Below are 17,023 nucleotides of genomic sequence, written 5' to 3'. Positions count from 1 at the left end.
CCATTGGGCGTTTCCGGGCTATGCTTTGACACGTCCCCTAATGACCGGAGCAAACCCATGATGTCCCGTCTTGCCCTTGCTGCGACCGTTGCGATGCTGATGGCCCCTGCGGCACAAGCACGCAACATGGAGGACTTCATGACCGTCAAGGAATTGCCGGGCGGGCAGGAGTTTGAGGTGCTCAACCGCCCCGGTGCGGGGCCCGCGCATTTCTGGTGCGCGGCGGGCGCACATGCGCAGCGTGATCTGGGGTTGGGGCCGTTGGCGCGAGTCTATCTGGTGCAGGGCCGCGCGCCCTCGACGATGCAGCCGGGCTGGCAGGCGGTAACCTTTACCGTCAATCCCACGCACGCGGTCGTCGCGATGCTGCCCGATGGCGGTGCGTCGGATCTGGTGCTATCGCTGAAAAAGCAGGGCTATGCGCTGTCGACGGACTCGGCTCGGCAATATTGCTTTGACGGTCCTGATATCAAACTCCCCTGACATCGGGCTGCCCGGCGTGGTATCCCGCCGCAGGAGGTGCCGATGCAAACCGTTTTCGAGATCGCGACGCGCGGGCAGGGCCTGTATGAATTCACCCGTGATGTCACCCGTTGGTGTGCGGGTAATGGCGACGGGTTACTGACGCTGTTCGTGCGGCATACCTCGTGCAGTCTGCTGATCCAGGAAAATGCCGACCCCGAAGTAAAAACCGACCTGCGCGCGTTCTTTGCGCGACTGGTGCCTCCGACGACGGACCCGTCGATGGCCTATCTGACCCACACTTACGAAGGCCCCGACGATATGCCCGCCCATATCAAGGCGGCGATGATGCCGGTGTCACTGTCGATCCCGGTGGCGAATGGGCGGCCGGTGCTGGGCACTTGGCAGGGCATTTACCTGTTCGAGCACCGCGACCGTTCCCACACAAGACAGGTCGCGGCGCATCTGTCTTGACGCTGTCCATCTGCCCTGGGCCTGACCGCGAAACCGCCCTTCGGGGCGGTTTTTTCGTTGGGCAGCCCACGGTTTAGCGGTGCAAATTCCCCTCTACCCAAATCCTAGAGGCTCCCCTATAGTGGCTGTGGATAAGTTGGGAAAATACCCAACATCAAAGAGGCGGTGAATTAGAAGGGGGCCGGCAATGCGTTGCCCGTTTTGCGGAAATATCGATACCCAGGTGAAGGATTCACGACCGGCCGAGGATCATGTCTCGATCCGGCGGCGGCGGTTCTGTCCGGCCTGCGGTGGGCGTTTTACGACCTATGAGCGCGTACAGCTGCGTGATCTGGTGGTGATCAAATCCAATGGCCGTCGCGAGGATTTCGACCGCGACAAGCTGGAACGATCGATCCGGATCTCGATGCAGAAACGCCCGGTGGACCCCGAGCGGATCGACCAGATGATCAGCGGCATCGTGCGGCGTCTGGAAAGCATGGGCGAGACGGATATCTCCTCGAAGGTGATCGGCGAGATCGTGATGGAGGCTCTGCACCGGATCGACACCGTGGCCTATGTGCGTTTTGCCAGCGTTTACAAGAACTTCCAGGCAGCCGACGATTTCGACAAATTCGTCGCGGAGTTGCGCCCCAGCGGTCATAGCGAAGAGTGAGCGACGATCTGCGCTACATGCGGTTGGCCCTGAGTTTGGGCCGACGCGGGCAGGGTAACACCTGGCCGAACCCCGCTGTGGGCTGTGTAATCGTGCGTGATGACCGCATCGTCGGGCGCGGATGGACCCAACCCGGCGGGCGGCCTCATGCCGAAACGCAGGCATTGGCGCAGGCGGGTCAGTTGGCGCACGGGGCCACGGCCTATGTCACTTTGGAGCCTTGCGCCCATCACGGGCAGACGCCCCCTTGCGCTTCGGCGTTGATCGAGGCCGGGGTGGCGCGGGTCGTCTCGCCCATCGCGGACAATGACCCGCGGGTTTCGGGGCAAGGGTTTGCCATGCTGCGCGCGGCAGGGATCGCTGTCGAAACCGGGCTGCTGGAGGCCGAAGCCGCCCAGGATCACGCCGGATTTTTCCAACGCAATGAACAAGGTCGCCCGTGGCTGACGCTAAAGCTCGCCAGCAGTTTTGACGGGCGGATTGCAACGGCCAGCGGGGAAAGCCAGTGGATCACCGGCCCGTCGGCCCGCCATCTGGTGCAGGGGCAACGGGCGCGGCACGACGCCGTGATGGTCGGGGCCGGGACGGCGCGGGCGGATGACCCCTCGTTGACGGTGCGGGATTTCACGCCCAGCCGTCAGCCAGTGCGCGTCATCGTCTCGCGCCATCTGGATTTGCCGCTGATGGGGCAGCTTGCCCGAACCGCGCGCGAGGTGCCGGTGTGGATTTGCCACGGGCCGCATCCCGATCCGCTGCTGTACGATACCTGGGCCGGTCTAGGCGCGACGCTGCTGGAATGCGACCTAGTGGGGCGCCAGATTGACCCCTCTTCGGCCCTTCGGCAGTTGGGCAAGCAGGGGCTGACCCGTGTGTTTTGCGAAGGCGGCGGGATGCTGGCGGCGTCGCTATTGTCCGCAGGTCTGGTGGACGAGCTGATCGGGTTCACGGCAGGGGTCGCGCTGGGGGCTGAGGGCCGTCCGGCCATCGGTGCGCTGGGGTTGGATCACCTGTCGCAGGCCCCGCGCTTTTCGCTGGCCGAAAGCCGTGTGATCGGGAACGATATCCTGCACCGCTGGGTTCGCGCGCACCGCTGACGGCAGGCCGACTAGCGCCAGAGATGCGCAAATCCGGCGAAAATCCCTTGAAGTTTGGCCAGAATCCGCAGGCTGGGTGTGCTTGGGGCGTAGCCGTCGCTCAGGCGGTCCACGATCACCTCTACGGGGCAGGGAAGGCCGGTTTTCGGATCGCGGTAGCGCGGATAATCCACCAGAACGGCGTGCACCAATCCTTCGAGTGACACGTTGAGACGCCGCCACGGGGGAATAGGGGCCAGATCCCGGGTCAGTCCCCAGCCGGCATAAAACGGCGTGCCGAGGGTGACCACCTCGACCCCTCGCAGCAATGCTTCGAACCCGAGGGTCGAGGTCATCGTCCAGACCGCATCGACCTGGGGCAGGATCGCGCCGGGGTCCGTGTGGGACAAGACGCAATCGGCCAGCCCGTCGGAGTCGATTTCCCCGGGGCGCAGGCCTGCTTCGACATCGGGGTGGGGTTTGAACAGGATAACGGCGTCGGGGTTGGCGTTCCGGGCGGCCTGAAGCAGGGCCAGGTTGGTCTTCACACTGCTTGCGCCCAACAGGATCGAGGCGTCATCCTCGACCTGCCCAGGCACAAGAATGCGCCGTCCGGGGGGCAACTCGGGCAGGGTGCCGCCTTGGTTGTACTTGCTCAGGCCGCGCGCGGTGATCCGCTCGATCAGGTCGCGGGCGCGGTCGGCCTGATCACCACGCAGCTTGGCCCGCGCGGCAATGTAGCGGTCCAGACGGCTTTCGCGCGACGGATCGTAGTAGATGCCCAGATCGTCACAAACCAGGCTGAGGGGAGGCACCAGTTGCGCCCCCAGCCCCTGCGAGCGGAGGAAGCCGTCCTCGACCCGAACCGCACCGGGTGCGTTGTCCGACTGATTGGCCCAGACCATGTGCCGCCGCCCATCCCGGGGGGCGCGATTGGAAAACCGCACGGCCCGTTCAGACCCGAAAAATCCGTTGATCGCGCTGCGTTTCCACAGGCGCATTCCGGTGGCCTGCCAGCCATGGCGATCCTCTTGCCAGGCGCGAACGCGCGCCTCCAGCCCGTCGATGACCTCTTCCAGCTCGCACAGGCAGTCGCGGTAGGGGTCGTACCAGATCGGATACAGGATCATCGCCGCCGCAAACAGCTGGGCGCGGGTCAAGGTGCGGGTGCGGCGGGGGATTTCGTGCAGGTCGTCGCTAAGCCCCCAGCCCGCGTAGAACGGTTTGCCAAAGACGCGGGGGCGGTGGCCTGCCAGAATGGCCTCGAACCCCATCTGCGAGGAGACGACGTACACCTTCACTGCCCCCGCCAGCAGTCGCCAGGGGCTGACCGGGGCGTCACAGACAGTGATGCCGTCGCGCAGATCATTGGCCGAGAAATACCCCGGGCGAAAACCCTGCGCCGTTTCCGGGTGGGTCTTGATGACGATGGGCGCGCCGGGGTTTTCCTCTTGCGCGTAGTACAGCATCTCGCGGAAGGCATTGGCGTCCGCCCCGCCTTGCGTCACGCTGGCGTCGCCCTTGGTCTGGTCGATCACCAGCACATAGCCGGGGGCGGGCAGAGGTGCGTCGGGGTCGTGGGCGGAATATTTGCTGAGGTCCGCCTCTTGCAGGCGTTCGATACAGGCGCGGGCGCGGTTCAGCAGGTGCGTGTCATCCAGCGGATGGGTGGCCAGCAGAGTTTCCAGCTCGGACGGCTGCCGGGGATCGTAGTGCATCCCTTGACGGTCGATCAGCAGGCCAATGGGTGGCTCGCCCGCGCGGCCGGGGCGGAGCGAGCGCAGGAAGGCGTCCTCGATCCGTACCAATGCGGCGCCGGTTTCGGCGGCTACGGCCTCTCCTCGCTCGGCATAGCGTGTATGGCCCCATACCCCGATCTGATCCTGCGCGCCGGGTTTGAACAGCGTCAGGTCGTAGCCCGCCAGCGCCAGAATAAGCCTTATCCGGGTTTGCGTCAGGAAACCGGCGTTGAAATAGGCAAGCCGCCGCTGGGTTTCCCCGGCGACGGCCTGAGTTTTTGTGTCAGAAGACGGCGGCATCAGCCACCGATCGTACGGACCGAGCTGACGGTGTTCAGCGAGCCGAACAGCGCAGAAATCGTCTTGTCCCACTGGGTGAACGGCGCTTCGGTGACGTAGATGGTGTCGCCGTCGCGAACCGCGAAGTCACGTGCCATGAACATGCCGTTGGGCTTGGTCAGGTCCAGAACGTAGACCATGCGTTGCTCGCCCACCAGATCGCTGCGGCCCATGACCTGGTTCGCGATTTCCGCAGGCTCATTGCGCAGCACGAAAACGCCGGTCGGGTCGGCGGCGGTCGGCACAAGGCCGCCCACTTGCGCGATGGCCTCGATCGCCGACACGGTCTGGCTTTCGAAATTCACACGGCTTTGGCTGCCGGTGGCGCCAAGCGCGGTGAACGAGCGGGTGTCGCCCTCGACCAGGATGCGATCCCCGCCGCGCAGGGCGATGTCGAGTTCGGGATGTTCGTACAGGTCCTGCAGCCAGATTTTGCCGCGTTCCTTGCCCCGGATCACGGTGATCTGGGCGATTTCGGGCTCGATGGTGACGCCGCCGGCACGGGCCAGCATGGTGGCCAGGGTACGGGTGGGGCGTTCGATGGCGAACACGCCCTGCGCACCGACCGCACCGACCAGCGACACGGTCGAGCCGTCACCGGCCAGGCGGCGCACCTGAACCTGCGGGTCCGGGGTCTGGTCTTCCAGCTTGCGGGTGATGATCTGGCGCAGCGCCTCGGGCGAGTTGCCGGCAGCGCGGATGCGGCCGGCATAGGGTACGAAGATAAAGCCCGAGCCGTCCACCTGCACCTCTTCCAGCGAAGTGGAGTTGGATGCCGCGCCGGACAGCAGCCCGTCTTCGACGTTTTCCCAGATGGTCAGGCCCAGCGTGTCGCCGGGGCGGATGATGTCCGACCCCAGTTGCGCGGCGCGCACGAAGTTGTTCGAGAACCCAAGTGCCGGAACCACCGACGTGGCCCGGGTCACACGATCATTGACCGAGACGACAAAAGCGTCGCCCTCGCGCTGGACCGAGCCGGCATAGATTTCGCGTTTCGTGGGGCCGGTCCGGGGCAGGCCGCAGGCGGCCACGACGGCCACCAAAGCCAAAAGGGCGACAGATTTCGCCCGTCGGTTCGCTAGGGATTTCACTGCTTGGTCTCCTCGACCTGTTTTCTGCCTCAATTATTGCCTTCAACCTACCGGAATCCGTGTGAAAAATCCAGCGCTACAGGTTGTGTTGTTCATTGCACCAGGCGCAACTGTTGCCGTGGGGCCGCTGTTCCTGTCTTCAGTGCTTCGTACGGGTCATGGGGTGCCAGCATCATGTCGACCACCTGACGCAGCAATTGGCGGCGCCCCCGCGCCGAGTAGAACCCACCTGCCACCTGACTGGTTTCCAGCAGGTAACGGCGGAAGTCGCGGTAGGCGGCCAGATCGGGGCGGCTGGGGTGGGCAAAGAATTCGGGCAGGGGCTGGGTCGAGACGAACTCGGGCTTGTCATAGACCGCCCGTCCGAACGCCTTCAGCGGGATGCCCCGCCACAGCACCTGCTGTGCGGCGGTGGAATTCACGGTGACAGCCGTGCGCGCATCGTTCAGCAGCCTTGCCAGTTTGCCGCCGCGCACAAAATGAACGCGGTCGGCGATGCCCAACGCCTGCGCCAGACGGCGGATTTCGCGGTGCAGCGGCAGTTGGCCGTTTTCCAGCGGATGGGCCTTGATCACCAGATGATGATGGCGCGGTGCCCCTTCGGCAAAGCCGCGCAGGACCATCTCCAGAAACTCGGTCATCGTGGCGAAGGGCGAATGCATTCGGAAGGAGCTGTCATGCTCCAGCTGCAACAGCACCAGATGATAGGGAAAGCCGCCGTTGCGGATGCGCCATGTGGCCAGACCACGCTCGACCGCTTGGGCGGGCATCAGCAGCAACCGTTTGAGATACAGCTGGAACTCGCGCCGGACGGACAGGTCGCGATGGGTACGAAAGCGCGGGTAATCTCCGTTCCGGAACATCACGAACCAATGGTACAGAGCGCCGTAGAACACGTGCTGACGCATGTCCCCCCAGCGGGCCGGGGGCATCGGCGTGTCGGGCGCGTATTGCTCCAATGCGCTGCGCATCTCGTCCACGCTCATGTCCATCAGGCGGGAATGCCCGTTCGAGCCGCCACGTTCGTAACTGACCCAGAAGGGACGCAGGTAGCCCTCTTCGAAGACGTGGATCTTCAGGCCAAGCCTTTGAGCATGCTCGATTGCCTGCGCGTGGATCGCGCGGGTGTCGCCGTACAGCACGATGTCGGTGACGCTTTTTTCGGTGACCAGATCAGCAAAGCGTTGCGGCCAGTCCTGCAATTCGGCGTCAAAGGGGATGTACCCCTCGCCGCCGAACCAGAACGCCCGGTCGCCGGCATTGAACCCGACCCGCCAGACCGTGGCCCCGGCCTTGCGCAGCATTTGCCCCAGCCCATGGAAAAACGGCCCATGCGGACCCTGTAGAAACAGGAATACCCGGTTATTTTCCGCGCTGTTCGGCATGGATGCGTGTCTTTGTTTTGCTCGTCCCTAGCTTCTTAGCTTGGGATCTCGGCAAAAATAAGCATTTTTCGCGCCGATGCTTGCCTTGCTTCCATCTGAACGGAAGGCTAGGGATTTGGCACTATTGGCATCAAGAGGCAATGACATGTTCACCGGCATCATCACCGACATTGGCCAAATCGCAGAGCTGGAGCAGCGCGGCGACCTGCGGGCGCGGATCAAGACGCGTTACGATATGGACTCGGTGGATCTGGGGGCGTCCATCGCCTCGGACGGCGTGTGCCTGACCGTGATCGAAAAGGGTGCGGATTGGTACGATGTCGAGATTTCGGCCGAGACTGTCTCGAAGACCAATCTGGGTGGCTGGACTGTGGGCCGGCGCGTCAATCTGGAACGTGCGCTGAAGGTCGGGGACGAGCTGGGCGGCCACATCGTGTCGGGCCATGTGGATGGCGTGGCACAGATCGTGGCGATGCAGGATCAGGGCGACAGCACCCGCGTCACTCTGCGCGCGCCCGAGGCACTGGCGCGCTATATCGCGCCCAAGGGCTCGGTCGCGCTGAACGGCACGTCGTTGACGGTGAACGAGGTGAACGGCTGCGATTTCGGCATCAACTTCATCCCGCACACCAAGGAAATGACGACCTGGGGCGGGGCGGCGGTTGGCGATCTGGTCAATCTGGAGATCGATACCCTGGCGCGCTATGTCGCCCGTCTGCGCGAGTTCGACTGACCCCACAATCAACCAATGAAAAAGGCGCCCCATGGGGCGCCTTTCGCGTTTCAGGCTTCGCGTGGATCAGGTTTTGAACACGCGGTAGATCGCCGGGATGACCAGCACCGTCAGCAGGGTCGAGGTCAGCAGCCCGAACAGCAGCGAGATCGCAAGCCCCTGGAAGATCGGGTCGGCCAGGATCACCACCGCGCCGATCATGGCGGCAATGGCGGTCAGCAGGATCGGCTTAAACCGGATCGCGCCTGCGTCGATCAGCACTTGGATCTTGCCGCGGCTTTCATCGGCATGGCGGATGAAGTCCACCAGTAGGATCGAGTTCCGCACGATGATCCCCGCCAGCGCGATGAAGCCGATCATCGAGGTGGCCGAGAACGGCGCGCCGAACAGCCAGTGACCGAAGATGATCCCGAGGAAGGTCAGCGGGATCGGCGTCAGGATCACCAGCGGCAGGCGGAACGAGCCGAACTGCGCCACCACCAGGATGTAGATGCCCAGCAGCGCCACGCCGAAGGCCGCCCCCATGTCACGGAAGGTGACATAGGTGACCTCCCACTCGCCGTCCCACAGCAGGGTGGTGTGGGCTTCGTCGTCGGGCTGGCCGTAGAAGCTGATCTCGGGCTTCTTGCCCTCGTCCCATTGCAGGGCGTCCAGCTTGTTGGCGACCTCGATCATACCGTAGAGCGGGGCTTCGAAATCGCCGGCCAGTTCGGCGGTGACCATCTCGGCAAAGCGGCCGTTGTGGCGGAAGATCGGGAAGCTGGCCTTCTCTTCATTCACCTCAATCACGTCGCCCAGTTCGACCACACCGCGCGCGCCCGGCAGGACGTTGGCGGGGATCGGCGTGGTGAGGAAACTTTCGTCCATCACCCGCTCACCCTTTTCGCGTTTCACGATGATCGGGATCGGATGACGCCCCTCGCCGCGATGGGAATAGCCGACGGTGGACCCGTGGTTCAGGATCGCGATCGTGTCGAACACGTCGGATTCCTGCACCTGGAAGAAGTCCAGATTGTCGGTGTTCACCGTCGCCCGCAGGCGGCGCGGTTGCACGCCGAAACTGTCGTCCACGTCCACCACGAAGGGGATGCTTTCAAAGGTCTCGCGGATCTTCGTGGCGGCCTCGCGGCGGGTTTCCGGGTCGGGTCCGTAGACCTCGGCCAGCAGGGTCGCGATGACCGGCGGGCCGGGGGGCGGTTCGACGGTTTTCACGTTGGTGCCCGCGGGCAGGTCCAGCTGGCCAATCATCTCGCGGATGACCAGAGCCAGGTCGTGGCTGGTGCGCTCGCGCTCGGTTTTGGGGGTCAGGTTGATCTGCACGTCCCCCATATGGGCGCGTTCACGCAGATAGTAGTGCCGAACCAGACCGTTGAAGTTGAACGGCGCTGCAGCCCCCGCATGGGTCTGGGCCGAGATCACCTCGGGCAGGTCCATCACCTTGCGGGCCACGGCCTGGGCAACGGCGTCGGTTTGCTCGACCGAGGTGCCCTCGGGCATGTCGATCACCACCGACAGTTCGGACTTGTTGTCGAAGGGCAGCAGTTTGACGGTGACGTCCTTGGTATACAGTGCGCCCAGCGAGCCGAAGGACAGCACCGCCGTGATCAGCAGGAAGGCCAGAGCGCCGGATTTCGACTTCAGCACCGGGCGCGCGACGATGGCGTAAACCTTGCCCAGCCGTCCGCCATGATCGTGCCCGCCGCCGTCCCCGTGCCCATGCGTCGGGGCCTTGCCAGCGATCTTCAGCATCAGCCAGGGCGTGATCATCACCGCCACGAAGAACGAGAAGATCATCGCCGCCGAGGCGTTCGACGGAATGGGTGACATGTACGGCCCCATCAGGCCCGACACGAACAGCATCGGCAGCAGGGCGGCAACCACGGTCAGCGTGGCGACGATGGTGGGGTTGCCCACCTCGGCCACCGCATCAATCGCGGCTTGTTTGCGGTCGCGGCCGTCTTTCATGGCCCAGTGACGGGCGATGTTCTCGATCACCACGATGGCGTCGTCCACCAAGATACCGATCGAGAAGATCAGCGCGAACAGCGACACCCGGTTCAGCGTGTAGCCCATGATCCAGGCGGCAAACAGCGTCAGCAGGATGGTGACCGGAATGACGATGGCCACCACGATGGATTCGCGCCAGCCAATGGCCAGCAGCACCAGCCCGATGATCGAGACAGTGGCAAGCCCAAGGTGGAACAGCAGCTCGTTCGCCTTTTCGTTGGCGGTTTCGCCGTAATCGCGGGTGATTTCCACGGCAACCGAGTCGGGGATGATCCGGCCCTCGGCCATGTGGACCTTGTGCAGGATTTCCTCGGCCACGACGACGGCGTTGGCGCCCGCACGCTTGGCGACGGCCAACGTCACGGCGGGAGTGCGGACAATCTGGTCGCCGTCCTTGGTGACGTTGGCGACGATCTGGTCGGCGGTGTTCGAGACGAACTCCACATCCGCCACGTCGCTGACATAGACGGGACGCCCGTCGCGGGTGGTCAGCAGCAGGCTGGCGATCTCGGCGGGGCTGGTCAATGTTTCGCCAGCCACCAGATCAATCATCTGCCCACCATCGCGCAGCGCGCCGGTGTTGAGCGACTGGTTGGCGCTTTGCACCTTGCCGGCCAGCTGTTGCAGCGTCACGCCGTACAGCGCCAGACGGTCGGGATCGGGGTTCACGCGGATCGCTTCGGGGGCTTCGCCAACCAGATAGGACAGGCCGACATCGCCGATCTTGGCCACTTCGGCGCGCAATTCGCGGGCGATGCGGGTCAGGTCGTTGGCGGTGACATTGTCATGTCCGGGCTTGGGCGACAGGGTCAGCGAGACGATGGCCACGTCGTCGATCCCACGCCCGACGATCAGGGGCTCGTTGATGCCGACAGGGATGCGATCCATGTTGGCGCGCACCTTGTCGTGCACCCGCAGGATGGCCGCATCGGCCGAGGTGCCAACCACAAAGCGGGCCGTGACCATCGCGTAATCGTCCGAGGTTTGCGAGTAGACGTGCTCGACCCCGTTGATGCCTTTGACGATGGTCTCCATCGGTTCGGTCACCAGTTTCACGGCGTCGGGGGCCTTCAGGCCGGGAGCCTGAATGTGGATATCCACCAGCGGGACAGAGATTTGCGGCTCTTCCTCGCGCGGCAGGCTGATCAGGGCGACCAGACCGACGGCGAGAGCCGCGATGATGAAAAGCGGTGTCAGAGGAGACTTGATGAAGGCGCGCGTCAGCCCGCCCGCGATCCCCAGCTTGGCAGGGGCCTGGTTACTCATGGGATGCCCCTTCATAGCCGGTGACGACCACGTCGCCCGCGTTCAGGCCGGTCAGGATTTCGACTTTGCCGTCATGCGCGTCGCCGGGAACGACGGTGCGCAGGCTGGTTTCGCCATCGGCCTTTACGGCCACGAAATCCAGACCCGAGCGGGTCAGCAACGCCTCGGCCGGGATGACCAGCGCGTCGCGGGTGCCAACGGGGATGCGCACCAGCACGCGGGCATCAACGAAGGCGTCCGACAGGCCGGTCACTTCGACATCGGCCACGACGCGGCCGTTTTCGATTTGCGGATAGATGCGGACCAGCGTGCCCTTTTCGCCTGCATCACCGGCTTCGATCTCGATCTCGGCGCCTTGGGTCAGGGCCGTGGCGTGACGCTCGGGGATGGCCAGCCGCAGAAAGAAGCCGCCACCGCCGACGGTCGCCACAGCCTCGCCGGGCATCAGGACGGCACCTTTGGTCACCGGCACGTCCAGCACGCGCCCTGCGGCGGGGGCCAGAACGGTGCCTTCGGCGGTTTGTTGTTCAACGACGCGGCGGTTGGCCTGGGTTGCCTCGATCTGGCCCTCAAGCACGTCGACCTGAGTGCGCAGCGCGTCCATCCTCTGGACGGTGGTGACGCCGCGCGCCAGCAGTTCCTCGCCGCGCTTCAGCTCGGTCTTGGCGTTTTCCAGCTGCGAGTTCAGCGACAGCAACTGCGCATCAATCGCGCTCAGCTGAAAGGTCAGCTTTTCATCCACGATCACCGCCAAGGCCTGACCGGCGCTCACCAGATCGCCCTCGGACACGTTCAGTTCGGTCAGCGTGCCGCCGATGCGCGCGCGGGCCGGAACGCGGTCGCGTGCTTCGATGCGTCCGTACACGGCCTTCCATTCGGTCTGGGGGGTGGGTTGCAGGACGAATTCGGTTTCACCGAAGGCGGCCAGGGGCAGCAGGCCAAGGGCAGCAGCGGTCAACAGGCGTTTCATGGATGGGGTCCTTTCGGCGCGAAAGCCAATGTATTCACATTCTGAATGTGGAATATGACTTCCAGAGGATGATTTCAAGTGCCAAGATCAGTCAGGGACAATCTATTTGTCTCACTGTTGCCGGATTCGAGCTTTGATTGAAGTCAACACAGCCAATGAGGCGCAAAAACAGCCCGAAAGCGCGGCAAGAAGGCTTCCCCCTCTGATCGGATCGGGGCATGGTTGGCCCGAAAAACCAAAGCAGACCCGGAGGGATTGGGATGAAGATGACGAAACTGGCGGCACTGACCGCTGCGACGATGCTGGCCGGTCTGCCGGTGATGGCTGAAGGCGTGAAGGTGGGCATGATCACCACCCTGTCCGGCGGCGGGGCCGGTCTGGGCATCGACGCGCGCGACGGGTTCATGCTGGCGGTCAAGCAGGCGGGGCGCAGCGATCTGGAGGTCGTGATCGAGGATGACCAGCGCAAGCCCGAGGTCGCGGTGCAGCTGGCGGACAAGATGATCCAGTCCGACAAGGTGGACGTGCTGACCGGCATCATCTGGTCGAACTTGGCGATGGCCGTGGTGCCTGCGGCCGTGGCGCAGGGCAAGTTCTACCTGTCGGTCAACGCAGCACCCTCCGCACTGGCGGGCAAGGGCTGCAACCCGAACTATTTCTCGGTGGCCTATCAGAACGACAACCTGCACGAGGCTGCGGGCGCGTATCTGGCCAAGTCGGGCTTCAAGAAGCCGTTCATTCTGGCGCCGAACTATCCGGCGGGGCAGGACTCGCTGACCGGGTTCAAACGCTTCTACACTGGCGAACTAGCGGGCGAGATCTACACCAAGCTGGGCCAGACCGACTATGCGGCCGAAATCGCGCAGATCCGTGCCTCGGGGGCGGATAGCGTGTTCTTCTTCCTGCCCGGCGGGATGGGGATTTCCTTTACCAAACAATATGCTGACAGCGGCGTTGGCCTGCCCGTGGTTGGCCCGGCCTTCAGCTTTGACCAAGGCATTCTGGGCGCCGTGGGCGAGGCCGCGCTGGGTGTGAAGAACACCAGCCAATGGTCCAAGGACATCGACAACGACGCCAACAAGGCCTTCGTCGCGGGGTTTGAGGCCGAGTATGGCCGTCTGCCCTCGCTCTATGCCGCGCAGGGTTTTGACACGGCGAACCTGCTGATCTCGGCCATCAACAAGGCGGATGTGGCCGACGCCGCCGCCTTCCGCGACGCGCTGAAAGCGGCAGATTTCGCCAGCGTGCGCGGCAAATTCTCGTTCGCGTCGAACAATCACCCGATCCAGGACATTTATGTCCGCGAAGTCGTGAAAGAAGGTGACGTGATCACCAACAAGATCGTCGGCGTGGCAATGGAAGACCGCTCGAACGCCTACGTGGACGAGTGCAAGATGTAAGACAGGCGGGCCCCGGAACACCGGGGCCTGACCGACCGGGGGCAGGGGCATGAGCGGGTTGCTGTTGATCGAGCAAGTCCTGAACGGGCTGCAATCGGGTGTGATGCTGTTCCTGATGGCCGCCGGATTGACGCTGGTATTCGGCGTCATGGGGCTGATCAATCTGGCGCATGGCTCGCTGTATATGGTGGGGGCCTTTGCTGCTGCGGCCGTTGCGGCGGCGACGGGCTCTTTCCTGCTGGCATTGATCGCGGCATTGGCAGCCGCGGCGGCCGCCGGCGCGCTGATCGAGCTTCTGGTGATCCGCCGCCTCTATGCGCGCGACCACCTGGATCAGGTGCTGGCCACCTTCGCGCTGATCCTGATCCTGTCCGAGGGGACGCGCTGGCTGTTCGGCTCGTTCCCGCTGTACCTGGACGTGCCGTCCTGGCTGTCGGGGCCGGTCAGTCTGGGGCCGATACAGTACCCGCTGTACCGACTGGCAATCATCGTGGTCGGGCTGGCCGTTGCGGGGGGTTTGGGCCTGCTGATCGCCCGCACCCGGCTGGGCATCCGCATCCGCGCGGGCGAGGCGGACCGAGAGATGATCGCCGCCTTAGGTGTTGATATTTCGAAACTTTACACGATGGTTTTCGCCCTTGGCGCTGCGCTGGCAGGTCTGGCCGGTGCCTTGGTCGGCGCGATCCAGTCGGTGCAGGTCGGCATGGGAGAGCCGGTGCTGATCCTGGCCTTCGTGGTGATCGTGATTGGGGGCATCGGCTCGATCAAGGGCGCGTTCATCGGCGCGCTGCTGGTCGGCCTGACCGACACGCTGGGTGGTGTGCTGCTGCCACAAGCCTTCGGTCTGTTCATGGAGCCATCAGCAGCCACCACGGTCGGTGCCTCTCTGGCGTCGATGGCGATCTACATCCTGATGGCAGGCGTGCTGATCTGGCGCCCGTCGGGTCTGTTCGGGGCGCGCGCATGAGCCGGGAAAGCCTGATCAACCTACTGATATTGCTGGCAATGCTGGTCGTCCCCGCTTGGGCCGTCTGGGCGGACGAACCCTTTATCCTGACGCTGGCGACCAAGGTTGCGATCCTTGCGCTGGCAGGCGTCGGGCTGAACGTCGCGCTGGGGCTGGGCGGGCTGGTCAGCTTTGGCCACGCCGCGTTTTTCGGGATCGGCGGCTATGCGATGGGCATTCTGGCCAGCCACGCGCAAAGCTACACCGCGCTGATGGAGTGGCCGGTGCTGATCGAGGGCACCAAGTCCATGCCGGTGATCTGGCTAGTGGCGGTTGTCGCCAGCGGGTTCGCGGCGCTGCTGATCGGGGCGCTTAGCCTGCGAACCTCGGGCGTGTATTTCATCATGATCACGCTCGCCTTTGGCCAGATGCTTTACTATTTCGCCATCTCCTGGCCCGCTTATGGCGGCGAGGATGGCCTGTCGATCTACGTCCGAAATGGCTTTCCAGGGCTGCACACGCTGGACCCGCTGCAGTTTCTGGCCCTCAGCTATGGCGTTCTTTTTGCGGTACTTTTTCTGGTGTCTAGGGTCGAAAACTCAGCCTTCGGGCTGGCGCTCGACGCCGCGCGGCAGAACTCGGACCGGGTGCAGGCCGTGGGCATCGCGCCCTACCGGCTGCGCCTGATCGCTTTTGTCCTGTCGGGCATGATCACCGGGCTGGCCGGGGCGCTTTATGCCGATCTGAACCGCTTTGTCAGCCCGACGATGTTCAGCTGGCACCTGAGCGGCGAGATCATGGTGTTCGTCATCCTCGGCGGCGTGGCGCGGCTGTTCGGGCCGGTTGCCGGGGCCGCGCTGTTCATCGGGATGGAGCATTTTCTGGGCGGGATCAGCGAATTTTGGCAGGTTTTTCTGGGACTTGTCCTGTTGTCGGTGGTTCTGTTCGCCCGTGGCGGATTGATCGGCGTTCTGGCCCCGAAAGGAGCGCGCCATGACTGAGCCGGTCCTGTTCACCCGCAATCTGTGCAAACGGTTCGGCGCGCTGGAGGCCAGTTCCGACGTCAGTCTTGACCTGCGCCCCGGGGAAATCCACGCGCTGATCGGGCCTAATGGTGCGGGAAAATCCACGCTTATCAAGCAGTTGGCCGGAAATATATCGCCAGATTCCGGCTCTGTCTGGTTTCACGGGCAGGACGTGACAGGGCTGGATACGATAGCGCGGGCGCGGCTTGGGCTGGCGCGGACGTTCCAGATTTCGGCGCTGGCGATGCAGCATACGGTGCTGCAAAACGTGATCCTTGGAGCGTTGGGGCAACGGCAGGCGGCGTTACGGTTTTTCGGAAACATCATGAAAAACAAGGCGTTGCGGGCGGAGTCCGAACAAGTTTTGGACCGGGTGGGCCTGTTGGAGCACGCCTCGACCCTGACCGGAGAGTTGTCGCATGGCCAACGCCGCCTTCTGGAGGTTGCGGTTGCGCTGTCCTTGCGGCCCAAGGCGTTCCTGATGGACGAGCCGATGGCGGGGCTGGGGGCGGACGGGTCGGCGCGGATGACGGGGTTTCTGGACGGCCTGCGGCGCGAGGCTCCGATCCTGCTGGTCGAGCATGACATGGACGCGGTCTTTACGCTGGCCGACCGGATTTCGGTGCTGGTCTACGGGCAGATCATCGCCACGGGCACCGTGTCTGAAATCCGGGAAAATCCAGAAGTTCAAAGGGCTTACCTGGGTGATGGGGGGCTGGAATGAGCCTGTTGCGTGTGCGGAATTTGCAGGTCAATTACGGCGCCTCGCAGGCCCTGTTCGGGGTGGAGCTGGACGTGGCCGAGGGCGAGGTCGTGGCGCTGTTGGGGCGCAACGGGATGGGCAAGACCACCACGATTCATGCGCTTTGCCGGATGATCCCGAGCGTAGGAGAGGTTGTTTTTGCAGGGAAAAACCTGCTGGGGATGCCGTCGCACCGGGCTGCGAACCTCGGGTTGGGGCTGGTGCCTGAGGGGCGCCGATGTTTTGGGCCGCTCAGTGTGACCGAAAATCTGGTCGCGGCGGCGCGTCCCGGTGACTGGGATTTGTCCAGCGTTTTCAATATGTTCCCGCGTCTAAAAGACCGCAAGACCCAGCTTGCGGGATCGTTGTCGGGGGGCGAGCAGCAGATGCTGGCGATTGGGCGGGCGCTGATGACGAACCCGCGCCTGCTGCTGCTGGACGAAGCCACCGAGGGCCTGGCCCCCGTGGTGCGCAATGAAATCTGGGCGGCGATCAGAAGTTTGAAACAAAACAAGGGCTTGTCCATCATCCTGGTGGATAAATCCCTGCGCGAGATGGCCTCGGTCGCGGATCGCGCGGTGATTTTGGAGCGCGGAAAATCCGTCTGGACCGGCCAAATGGCCGACCTGACCGAGGACCGCGCGGCGCGTTATCTGGGCGTTTAGGCCGCGAATCGTAAGATTTTGGCCGAAAACCGTACGCTGATTTCGCCGGGT

At 63.9% G+C, this 17,023-nt stretch carries 15 protein-coding genes; 10 read left to right on the top strand and 5 right to left on the bottom strand.

Annotation, left to right across the window (positions count from 1 at the left end):
* The first annotated feature begins 60 nt into the window (after positions 1-60).
* From E7681_RS04455 to ribD, 4 genes are all read left to right on the top strand, one after another.
* Complete coding sequence (locus tag E7681_RS04455; protein ID WP_211089765.1) at positions 61-483, top strand: hypothetical protein; 423 nt, start codon at positions 61-63, stop codon at positions 481-483.
* 42 nt (positions 484-525) lie between these two features.
* A complete protein-coding gene (locus tag E7681_RS04450; protein ID WP_136338074.1) occupies positions 526-936 on the top strand; it encodes a secondary thiamine-phosphate synthase enzyme YjbQ in 411 nt (136 codons plus the stop codon).
* 187 nt (positions 937-1,123) lie between these two features.
* On the top strand, positions 1,124-1,591 hold the full coding sequence (gene nrdR, locus E7681_RS04445; protein ID WP_136338073.1) for a transcriptional regulator NrdR: 468 nt from the start codon (positions 1,124-1,126) through the stop codon (positions 1,589-1,591).
* Positions 1,588-2,685, top strand: coding sequence for a bifunctional diaminohydroxyphosphoribosylaminopyrimidine deaminase/5-amino-6-(5-phosphoribosylamino)uracil reductase RibD (gene ribD / locus E7681_RS04440; protein ID WP_281277645.1), 1,098 nt, complete (start codon positions 1,588-1,590; stop codon positions 2,683-2,685). Before nrdR ends, ribD begins: the two co-directional genes overlap by 4 nt.
* Before the next feature lie 11 nt (positions 2,686-2,696).
* Here the strand turns inward: ribD and E7681_RS04435 are convergent, their stop codons facing one another.
* The 3 genes from E7681_RS04435 to E7681_RS04425 all read right to left on the bottom strand — a co-directional run bounded on the left by E7681_RS04435 (position 2,697) and on the right by E7681_RS04425 (position 7,218).
* Entirely contained in the window at positions 2,697-4,703 is a 2,007-nt protein-coding gene (locus tag E7681_RS04435) for a capsular polysaccharide biosynthesis protein (RefSeq protein WP_136338072.1), read from the bottom strand.
* Entirely contained in the window at positions 4,703-5,833 is a 1,131-nt protein-coding gene (locus tag E7681_RS04430; RefSeq protein WP_136338071.1) for a polysaccharide biosynthesis/export family protein, read from the bottom strand. Before E7681_RS04430 ends, E7681_RS04435 begins: the two co-directional genes overlap by 1 nt.
* A gap of 92 nt (positions 5,834-5,925) precedes the next feature.
* On the bottom strand, positions 5,926-7,218 hold the full coding sequence (locus tag E7681_RS04425; protein ID WP_136338070.1) for a capsule biosynthesis protein: 1,293 nt from the start codon (positions 7,216-7,218) through the stop codon (positions 5,926-5,928).
* Between the two features lie 145 nt (positions 7,219-7,363).
* Between E7681_RS04425 and E7681_RS04420 the strand changes: the two genes are divergently transcribed.
* Positions 7,364-7,951 carry a riboflavin synthase gene (locus E7681_RS04420; RefSeq protein WP_136338069.1) on the top strand — a complete coding sequence of 196 codons (588 nt, stop codon included), beginning with the start codon at positions 7,364-7,366 and terminating at the stop codon, positions 7,949-7,951.
* A gap of 66 nt (positions 7,952-8,017) precedes the next feature.
* Here E7681_RS04420 and E7681_RS04415 read toward each other — a convergent pair whose 3' ends face one another.
* Together E7681_RS04415 and E7681_RS04410 are read right to left on the bottom strand one after the other, a co-directional pair.
* Positions 8,018-11,224 carry an efflux RND transporter permease subunit gene (locus tag E7681_RS04415; RefSeq protein ID WP_136338068.1) on the bottom strand — a complete coding sequence of 1,069 codons (3,207 nt, stop codon included), beginning with the start codon at positions 11,222-11,224 and terminating at the stop codon, positions 8,018-8,020.
* Positions 11,217-12,194, bottom strand: coding sequence for an efflux RND transporter periplasmic adaptor subunit (locus tag E7681_RS04410; RefSeq protein ID WP_136338067.1), 978 nt, complete (start codon positions 12,192-12,194; stop codon positions 11,217-11,219). The genes E7681_RS04415 and E7681_RS04410 overlap by 8 nt, the downstream gene beginning before the upstream one ends.
* Positions 12,195-12,460: 266 nt before the next feature.
* Between E7681_RS04410 and E7681_RS04405 the strand changes: the two genes are divergently transcribed.
* Genes E7681_RS04405 through E7681_RS04385 form a run of 5 tightly spaced genes read left to right on the top strand, consistent with a single transcriptional unit; the run spans position 12,461 to position 16,972 of the window.
* Positions 12,461-13,594: an ABC transporter substrate-binding protein gene (locus E7681_RS04405; RefSeq protein WP_136338451.1), complete on the top strand. Its 1,134-nt coding sequence runs from the start codon at positions 12,461-12,463 to the stop codon at positions 13,592-13,594.
* A gap of 49 nt (positions 13,595-13,643) precedes the next feature.
* The gene (locus E7681_RS04400; protein ID WP_136338066.1) at positions 13,644-14,561 is read left to right on the top strand and encodes a branched-chain amino acid ABC transporter permease; all 918 of its coding nucleotides are present in this window, start codon (positions 13,644-13,646) and stop codon (positions 14,559-14,561) included.
* Complete coding sequence (locus E7681_RS04395; protein ID WP_136338065.1) at positions 14,558-15,541, top strand: branched-chain amino acid ABC transporter permease; 984 nt, start codon at positions 14,558-14,560, stop codon at positions 15,539-15,541. The genes E7681_RS04400 and E7681_RS04395 overlap by 4 nt, the downstream gene beginning before the upstream one ends.
* A complete protein-coding gene (locus E7681_RS04390; protein ID WP_136338064.1) occupies positions 15,534-16,289 on the top strand; it encodes an ABC transporter ATP-binding protein in 756 nt (251 codons plus the stop codon). Before E7681_RS04395 ends, E7681_RS04390 begins: the two co-directional genes overlap by 8 nt.
* A complete protein-coding gene (locus E7681_RS04385) occupies positions 16,286-16,972 on the top strand; it encodes an ABC transporter ATP-binding protein (protein WP_136338063.1) in 687 nt (228 codons plus the stop codon). Before E7681_RS04390 ends, E7681_RS04385 begins: the two co-directional genes overlap by 4 nt.
* The last annotated feature ends 51 nt before the right edge of the window (positions 16,973-17,023 follow it).

This window comes from Thalassobius vesicularis (assembly GCF_004799325.1).
In the GTDB taxonomy this organism is placed as follows: Bacteria; Pseudomonadota; Alphaproteobacteria; order Rhodobacterales; family Rhodobacteraceae; genus Thalassobius; species Thalassobius vesicularis.
This window is presented reverse-complemented; position numbering and strand designations above follow the sequence as displayed.